Below are 2,294 nucleotides of genomic sequence, written 5' to 3' on the forward strand. Positions count from 1 at the left end.
GGCATGGTGCGGGCCGTGACCACCGAGGATATCTGGTCGTTCGATGGAAGGCGAATTCTCATCCCGGCAGCATCGCGCATGATCGGCGAATACAATGCCGGCGTTGCACAGGGTCAGACCCGCGCCTTTATCGTCTGGACGCGGCTCCTGCGCGCCGACGGCGTTTCAATGAATCTCGGTTCGATCGGCACCGATGAACTCGGCCGGTCGGGATCAGCCGGCGATGTCAACAACCACTATCTGAAGCGGTTTGGCGCCGCAGGCGTGCTGAGTATTATCAGTGCGGGTACACAGTTAATTGCTGCGGGTGGTGGCGGGACGCGGAACCGCACTTATGGCGGGCGAATCCAGACGACGACGACCGACCCGGCGACTGGTAAGGTAACGGTCAATACCATCTATCCTGATGACAACAATGCAGGCGACGATCTCGCGATGCAAGGGGCGGCGCTTGCGGTCCAGAATTTTACGCAGCTCGCCCAGGAGGCCCTGAAGGCACAGATCAACATTCCGCCAACTATTACCATTGATCAGGGAACACCGGTGTCGATTTTCGTGCGGCGCGATCTCGATTTCTCCGATCTTTACCCGGATCCGGTCATGCAGAAGCTCAAGGAGCTAAAGAAGGGACGCGGCTGGGATACTGGAGAAGGTACACAACCAGTTTACAAGGGGGGCACGCCGTGAGCCTTGCAGCACCCCTTTCCGCATTGATCGATTTGGCGTTTGCCCCCCTGCGGCACTTTCTTCAGACGCCGGATGTCATCGAGATATGCATCAATCAGCCGGGCGCCGTGTTCATCGAACATGTAGAGGGAAGCTCCGGTGCGGCGATGGTGCGCCATGCGGTGCCTGAATTGACAGCCGAACGAATCCGCTTCATGGCGGAACGCGTTGCCGCGGCAAGTCATCAATTCGTCAACGACGAAGAGCCGCTATTGTCGGCCGCGCTGCCAGATGGCGCGCGTATTCAGGTTGTAATGCCGCCTGCCGCGCCGCAAGGGGGGGCGATTGTCCTCCGCCGGCAGGTCGCGCGCAGGCTTTTCCTTTCGGATTACGCGGCTTCAGGGGCGCTGGACTCTGCTCTGGTGACGGATAGTGCGCATCAGTTTACAGATGACGAAGACGATCTATGCAAATTGCTCTCTGAAGGGGATATCTGGACGTTTCTGCGTGAAGCCGTACAACGCCGCGTGTCCATTATGGTTTCTGGCGGTACGGGGTCTGGTAAGACAACCTTTCTGAATGCGCTGATGCAGGAGATCCCGGCGCACGAGCGACTGATTACCATTGAGGATACCCCGGAACTGACGCCTCCGCAGGAGAATCATGTCCGTCTTATCGCAACGCGTGGCAATCAAAATATCGCCCGCATCGAGCCGCGTCATCTGGTCGAGGCATCCCTGCGCATGCGGCCGGATCGACTATTGCTTGGCGAAGTACGCGGTGGCGAGGCGCTTGATTTTCTCCAGGCAATCAATACCGGCCACCCGGTTCGCTCTCGACGGTCCATGCCAACTCTCCGTCTGCCGCCTACACGCGGCTGGCGCTTCTCGTTATGCAAAGCGGCGCCGGCGGCGGGCTCGGTCTGAGCAAGACCGAAATCATTGATATGCTGCGCACGACATTGCCACTGGTCATCCAGATTGGCCGTCGAAATGGCCGACCGGGCGTTGTCACAGAGATTTTCTACGATCCCTTCGTGCGTGCCAATTTGCAGCGGCCGGTCGCACTTGCGAGTAGCGATCTAACCAGATTTGAGAACGCCGGCATTGTTTCGATAGGGCGAAGCCAATGAACAGGAGGATTTTGTTTTCGGCTATCACCATTGCTTTCGGGTCAGCCYTTGGCAGCGCCGGACATGCCGCGTCCGGCAAAGAGCCTCTGAAGGTTACCGTAATTCAGGAAGCAGCTTCGAACACGGACGCCGCGCCGGCACCGCTGTCCCCTGCGGCAGCGCCCTGCAAACATGCTTCTCCAATCGATGCAGTTCAGGGCGAGGCCATTGTGCGCAAGATTGCTGGAGAAGAGCGCTTCGACCTTGATCTCGTGCTGGCCATCGCCCGGCAAGAGAGCGGCTTTCGCATGAACAGCATCTCAAGTGCAGGCGCAGTTGGCTTGATRCAATTGATGCCGGGAACCGCGAAGCGTTTTGATGTCGATATCTGCGATCCTGAAGACAATGTGCGCGGCGCGATCCGTTATCTGCGTCTGCTGCAGAAGAGATACCAAAACCCGCTGTATGTGCTGGCTGCCTATAATGCCGGTGAAGGGGCTGTCGAGCAAAGCCGCGG

The 2,294-nt window shown here is 58.5% G+C and carries 4 protein-coding genes; all 4 read left to right on the top strand.

Annotated features, from left to right (window positions below):
- The coding region (locus ACXJ5O_RS24770; protein WP_457302221.1) for a TrbI/VirB10 family protein at positions 1-687 on the top strand (687 nt) is incomplete at its 5' end.
- The gene (virB11, locus tag ACXJ5O_RS24775; RefSeq protein WP_457302222.1) at positions 684-1,592 is read left to right on the top strand and encodes a P-type DNA transfer ATPase VirB11; all 909 of its coding nucleotides are present in this window, start codon (positions 684-686) and stop codon (positions 1,590-1,592) included. The genes ACXJ5O_RS24770 and virB11, both read left to right, overlap by 4 nt.
- Positions 1,559-1,798, top strand: a complete 240-nt coding sequence (locus ACXJ5O_RS24780) for a hypothetical protein (RefSeq protein WP_457302223.1) — start codon at positions 1,559-1,561, stop codon at positions 1,796-1,798. Before virB11 ends, ACXJ5O_RS24780 begins: the two co-directional genes overlap by 34 nt.
- Positions 1,795-2,294, top strand: a 500-nt coding sequence (locus tag ACXJ5O_RS24785; protein ID WP_457302224.1) for a lytic transglycosylase domain-containing protein, incomplete at its 3' end; no start/stop codon positions are given. The genes ACXJ5O_RS24780 and ACXJ5O_RS24785, both read left to right, overlap by 4 nt.

This window comes from Phyllobacterium sp. P5_D12 (assembly GCF_054049495.1).

Coding starts and splice junctions, on each gene's coding strand:
- ACXJ5O_RS24780 (WP_457302223.1), top strand. CDS start 1,559: ATGCAAAGCGGCGCCGGCGGCGGGCTCGGTCTGAGCAAGACCGAAATC.